The organism is Bellilinea sp., from assembly GCF_034432615.1.
In the GTDB taxonomy this organism is placed as follows: Bacteria; Chloroflexota; Anaerolineae; order Anaerolineales; family Anaerolineaceae; genus Bellilinea.
The window spans coordinates 1-5,058 of the sequence record NZ_DAOUBL010000366.1; the positions used below are offsets into that span (position 1 = coordinate 1).

At 56.0% G+C, this 5,058-nt stretch carries 7 protein-coding genes and 1 pseudogene; 1 reads left to right on the forward strand and 7 read right to left on the reverse strand.

The window, feature by feature from the left end; translation table 11 throughout:
- Positions 1-328: SLC13 family permease (locus tag VAE48_RS16290; RefSeq protein ID WP_322794393.1), on the forward strand; the 328-nt coding region annotated here is incomplete at its 5' end.
- Here the strand turns inward: VAE48_RS16290 and VAE48_RS16295 are convergent.
- The 7 genes and pseudogenes from VAE48_RS16295 to VAE48_RS16325 all read right to left on the reverse strand — a co-directional run.
- The gene (locus VAE48_RS16295; protein WP_322794394.1) at positions 325-1,239 is read right to left on the reverse strand and encodes a dienelactone hydrolase family protein; all 915 of its coding nucleotides are present in this window, start codon (positions 1,237-1,239) and stop codon (positions 325-327) included. The genes VAE48_RS16290 and VAE48_RS16295 overlap by 4 nt on opposite strands.
- 93 nt (positions 1,240-1,332) lie before the next feature.
- A complete protein-coding gene (locus tag VAE48_RS16300; RefSeq protein ID WP_322794395.1) occupies positions 1,333-2,073 on the reverse strand; it encodes a sulfite exporter TauE/SafE family protein in 741 nt (246 codons plus the stop codon).
- 3 nt (positions 2,074-2,076) lie between these two features.
- Positions 2,077-2,454 (reverse strand): nucleotidyltransferase domain-containing protein, encoded by a 378-nt coding sequence (locus VAE48_RS16305; RefSeq protein WP_322794396.1) that lies wholly within the window; start codon positions 2,452-2,454, stop codon positions 2,077-2,079.
- A 270-nt stretch (positions 2,455-2,724) separates the two neighbouring features.
- Positions 2,725-2,949 (reverse strand): hypothetical protein, encoded by a 225-nt coding sequence (locus tag VAE48_RS16310; RefSeq protein ID WP_322794397.1) that lies wholly within the window; start codon positions 2,947-2,949, stop codon positions 2,725-2,727.
- Positions 2,950-3,045: 96 nt separating this feature from the next.
- Positions 3,046-4,368, reverse strand: coding sequence for a PQQ-dependent sugar dehydrogenase (locus VAE48_RS16315; protein WP_322794398.1), 1,323 nt, complete (start codon positions 4,366-4,368; stop codon positions 3,046-3,048).
- Positions 4,365-4,775: a hypothetical protein gene (locus VAE48_RS16320; protein ID WP_322794399.1), complete on the reverse strand. Its 411-nt coding sequence runs from the start codon at positions 4,773-4,775 to the stop codon at positions 4,365-4,367. The genes VAE48_RS16315 and VAE48_RS16320 overlap by 4 nt, the downstream gene beginning before the upstream one ends.
- 19 nt (positions 4,776-4,794) lie before the next feature.
- Positions 4,795-5,058, reverse strand: a pseudogene (locus tag VAE48_RS16325) (hypothetical protein); the annotation flags it as partial.

Sequence of the window (5,058 nt, forward strand, 5' to 3'; positions counted from 1 at the left end):
CGGCCCGCTGGCTGTGCTGGCCGGCATTTACATCCTGGCATCCTTAATTACCGAACCCATGTCCAACGCTGCCGCCACCGTGCTGATTGCGCCAATCAGCATTGACGTAGCATTAAGCCTTGGCGCAGACCCGCGTCCCTTTGTTCTGACGGTTGTGATTGGTGCTTCAACCAGCTTCCTCACCCCGGTTGGACATCAATCCAACATTCTGGTCATGGAACCGGGCGGTTATCGCTTCACCGATTACACCAAAGTCGGCGCTCCCCTCAACCTGGTTCTTCTGATCGCCATTTTAATTTTCCTGCCGCTGTTCTGGCCGCTCTTCTAATGATGGTGTGCTGCCGAACCAAAAGCGTGTTCATAGACCAGCATCCAGTAATAATGCCAGTCGAATCCGGCTTTGACCGGTAGGTCGGCAGCCAGTGGCTGATAGGCACTCTCGCCGCGCAGACTGCGATCCAGAAAGCTCAGCAGCTGCGCCCAGGCCTGGCCCTGCACACCCCCGGCGCGGATGGATTCTATGTCGGTCACAAAAGCATGCGGCTGGCCCTCGTAAATGGTGATTTCGTGCGGCACGCCGGCTTGCTGCAAGGCCGACTCAAAGGCGCGTACTTCTTCCAGCGGAATGGATTGATCGGCCCCGCCGAAAATACCCAAAACCGGGCCGGGCAGTTGTTTGAGCACGTTTGTATCGGTAACCAGCGACCCGTAAAAGATGGCTGTGGCAGCCAAATTGGGGTTGTGCAGGCTGTACAGCAGCGAAGTTCTCCCGCCGTAGCAAAAGCCCATGATGGCAATCCGGTCAGCGCGGACGTTGGGCTGGGCCGCCAGCCACGCAAACACACTATCCAAATCCTGGTTGACCTGTTCCGGCGGAGTGGTAATCACCTGGAAGATGGCGCGTGGAATCCAGCTGGTAGTCGAGCCGCGGAAGGTATCCGGCGCAACCACCACATATCCCTCTTCAGCCAGTCCCTGAGCTTTTCCGACAATGCTCTGATTCAAGCCGTAGAACTCGTGAATCATGATCACTGCCGGAAACGGGCCCTCGCCCGGCGGAGCTGCGACATAGGCGCGTACATCCGGCCCCGTGCCGGCAGCGGGAATGGTAGTATTGGTAACGGCTTCCAGCCGGTTTGCGCCAAGCGCCATATCCACCAGCACCGACCCGACCAGCAGGGCCGCAAACCCAACCACAATACCCAACACTGCAACCAATATCCGCCGCACCGTTTTCATTTCATTTGCTCCTCGAATTGGAATGACCTGATTTCATTCTATCGAAAAGCAGGGCGGGGCAATACCCATCGTATAGGGTTCGGCAATTATTCCTCAACCCAAAATCATTTTCAAGCCGGCGATGACCAGTACCGCAGCCAGTAAACGGCGCAGAGCCGGGTTACCCAGCCGGCGGCTGCCGAACTCAGCTCCAAGCCAGCCGCCCGCCACAGCCGCCACCGCCCACACCGGGATAAACGAAGGAAGTTCCGAAACGGCGGAAAAGTGACCGAGCAGCCCGGAAATCGAGTTGACCAGAATAAACGCTGCCGCCACCCCGCCGGTCTGGCGCACATCTGCCCAGCGCAGAAACACCAGCAATGGACTGAGAAAAATTCCCCCGCCCACGCCGGTCAGGCCGGAAAGCAGACCAATCACAGCCCCAAAGAACACCGCAAGGGGGATGTTGATCGCGCGCGGTTCGGCTGCCTGAGGTTTGCCTGCGCTGAAGAAGAGCCGTACCGCTGCATAAATCAACACAACCCCCACAATTGGTTTATACAGAGTAGTCGGCAGTACAATGCTGCCTCCCACAAAAGCCAGCGGCACCGAAGTCAAGGCGAACGGAAGGAACAACCGCCACGAGAAACACCCCGCCCGGTAAAATTTAATCAGCGCAATCAGCGAAACGAGGATGTTCAGCGTCAGCGCAGTCGGTTTCATCACCGCCGGGGCAACCCCGAACAGCGCCATCACCGCCAGATAGCCCGATGCGCCTCCATGTCCAACGGAAGCATATAAAATTGCAGCCAGAAAAATTAATGCCGGTAATGTCAGCGATGTTGAGAGATCCATGCTTTATTCGATTGTTTCCTCAGATCTTTGGAATACCCAGTAAACTTCAGCAGCAATTTTCCGAACCGAAGCCGACTTTTTCTGCAAATTTTGCCACTCATCCAGCGTATAAACCACCACATCCGCCGCTACCGGCAAAGCGGTTGCATCGAACGAAAGGGCGCGTTGTTCAAAAGGCAAGTCGGTGTGAGTAACCACCATCAAAAGGTCCAAATCACTGCCAACCCCCCAGTCACCTCGCGCATAGGAGCCGAAACAGCCAATCTTTTGGATCGAGGGATGCCGGCTGGCAAGCGTTTCGGCCCACTCCCGCACTGCGGCGAGAACCGTTTGAGCATCAGGCCATTTGAGTACGGACGAATTCAAGGATCTCACGGGCATATTCGATTGCCTGCGAACTTTGGAGAGAACCATAATGTTCAAACGGGGCGCCGCTCGGATGTCCGTTCGGATAACCAGGCAGATCGCTCTCGGCTTGTTTGAACCAATCGCTGGAACGATTTGTCATGATACTGAAATTATACTTGATTAAAATATTTCTGAGCCTTGGGCAGATGAATAAAAAACAGCGGGGTTTTTACCCCGCTGAGTGAAACTGGATGAGATTTTTCAAATCACAAGTCTGCCCCGCTTCAAAACTTCAAAGGGGGTTCACTTCTCAAACGGATCGTACATTGGGTTGGTGCCCGCCCAAACGCAGGTCATGTTGTTCCACATATTGCATTCCAGACCGCGCGAACAGCGTTTGGAAACCAGGCGCGGCGGTTGATCGGGCAAAAATTCAGCCGGGTACACCAGCTCGGCTTCCAGCCGCACCTCGCATCCGGCATGGTCGCAAAACTGCACACGAATTGTCTCCCAACGCTTATCAGCCATCACACACCTCCGATAATCCTTTTATTTAGCATAGCGCAAAACAGGTCATTTGAACAGGATGATTTTTACCCATTCGGTTGGATTTTCATCCTTCTTTTACCGCCGCACCAGCTGATACACACTGCCGGAACGGTGGTCCAGCAAATACAACTCACCCTGCGCGTCCTCACCAAATGAACTGATGTTGGCGCCCAGTTGGAAGAGACGCTCGACCAGCCAGTTACCGCCCGAGTCTCGCAGCATTCCCCACACAAAGCCGTTACAGTAATCGCCGAACAGGTAAACCCCGTAAAACTCCGGCAACTGATTGCCGCGATAGACATACCCGCCGGTCACCGAGCAGCCGTCATTGCGCCCGTATTCATGCACCGGATCGTACAACTGCAAACTGGCCGGGGGTGTATCGGCAAACGGGTGGGTAGCCTCGCGGTAGTGCCAGCCAAAATTCAACCCCGGCGGGCTGCCCGCCGGCACAAAGTTGATTTCCTCGTACTTGTTCTGCCCCACATCGGCAATGTACAGGTCGCCGGTCAGGCGGTCGAAGGTGTAGCGCCACGGGTTGCGCAGGCCGTTTGCCCAGATTTCCTGCCGTCCATTGCTGCCAGTGGCAAACGGATTATCGGCAGGGATGGCGTAAGCAGCCTGACCGCGCACATCAACGCGCAGCATCTTACCCAAGAGAGTCTGGTTGTTCTGCGCACGGCGCTGCGGGTCTCCGGCTGAACCACCGTCCCCCAGCCCAATGTAGAGAAAACCATCCGGGCCAAATTCCAGATCACCCCCGTTGTGATTGGCGTAAGGTTGCTCCACATAAAGCAGCACCTGCTCGGATTGCGGGTCGCCGCGCTGACCATCCGCCGCGCGCTGAAAGCGGGAAACCACCGTGTTGCCGTTTTTGTCGGTGTAATTCAGATAAAAAATGCCGTTCTCGGCGTAATCCGGGTCGAGAGCAATCCCCAGCAAACCCTGTTCAGAAGAATTTGCGCCAACCCGATCGGTCAGATCCAGAAAAGCGCGCTCCTGCAGCTGCCCGTCCGCAATCACGCGGATCAAGCCGGGCTGTTCCAGCACCAGTAATCGGCCGCTGCCATCATTTGGATCGGCTAAATCGGTCGGGCGGCGCAAACCGCCGGCGATCAACTTCCAATCAAAAGCCGCAGCAGGCGGAAAGGCCGTAACGCTGACCAAAGCAGCGGTTGCGGTTGGGGAAAGGACTGCCGTATCCTCGACGGCTGGAGCTTCTTCCGGTGCTGGTGAAGAGGCCGCTTCGGGTGGAATGCTCGGCTGTAGCGGTGGAGAAGTGGGCATTAATGTAGCGGGTGGGGTGATCTGCGGGCCTGGGCTGCAGGCCGCTGCGATTAAACTGAACAGCGTTACGGCCAGACTCAGCCGTAACACCAGCAGGGAACGAACCTTCATCGCTTCTCTTTCTCCTCTTTGTGTCCGTTTTCGTGAATGTTTACATCCTTAATCTCGTAATACTCACCTTCGATGATGTCCTCCTCGATGGCTTTGCGGTCTGTCGGAGAGGAAGACCGCCGTTGTGCTTCCGCCCGCAGTTGCTGCAGGTGTTCTTCAACCACCTCCGGCGGACACAGCTCAACAAACAGACTGAAGGCAATCCCCAGCACCGCCGCATCATCCAGCGGCCCGATCACCAGATCCGGCAGAAAAAAGTAGATGAAGGAAGCAAAGGGGATCAGCTTGACAAAGATGTTGACGCGCGGATCAGCCAGTAAACGCAACACCAGTTTGATGCGCAGCGCAATTTCGCCAAAAAAGCCGGGCGAGTAACGGCCTGACGGGGACGAGGTTTTTCGAGCCATGGGCCACCTCCACTTACCATTATAGCCGGAACATGCGCCGTCTTCGCCAGTTGATATAAGGTGCAGCCAATTTTCTAATCCAGTACTTAAGCACAATCATCGAAAACGGCGAACCGCCATCGCGGTAATGCACCCGCAGCATCTCCGGCCAGCAGCGATCATCGGCAGCAATGGTTTTGGCATCCGAATGCAGGCGGAAGTTAGCCCACACGCGCGGGAGGTAGACAATTGGCGCTTCACGCGCCAGCCGCACCCATAAATCGTAATCCATGGCAAAGTAGAA

Bases quoted from the DNA above. Each gene is read 5' to 3' on its own strand.
- VAE48_RS16295 (WP_322794394.1), bottom strand. From the start codon at position 1,239: ATGAAAACGGTGCGGCGGATATTGGTTGCAGTGTTGGGTATTGTGGTT.
- VAE48_RS16320 (WP_322794399.1), bottom strand. From the start codon at position 4,775: ATGGCTCGAAAAACCTCGTCCCCGTCAGGCCGTTACTCGCCCGGCTTT.
- VAE48_RS16305 (WP_322794396.1), bottom strand. From the start codon at position 2,454: ATGCCCGTGAGATCCTTGAATTCGTCCGTACTCAAATGGCCTGATGCT.
- VAE48_RS16310 (WP_322794397.1), bottom strand. From the start codon at position 2,949: ATGGCTGATAAGCGTTGGGAGACAATTCGTGTGCAGTTTTGCGACCAT.
- VAE48_RS16300 (WP_322794395.1), bottom strand. From the start codon at position 2,073: ATGGATCTCTCAACATCGCTGACATTACCGGCATTAATTTTTCTGGCT.
- VAE48_RS16315 (WP_322794398.1), bottom strand. From the start codon at position 4,368: ATGAAGGTTCGTTCCCTGCTGGTGTTACGGCTGAGTCTGGCCGTAACG.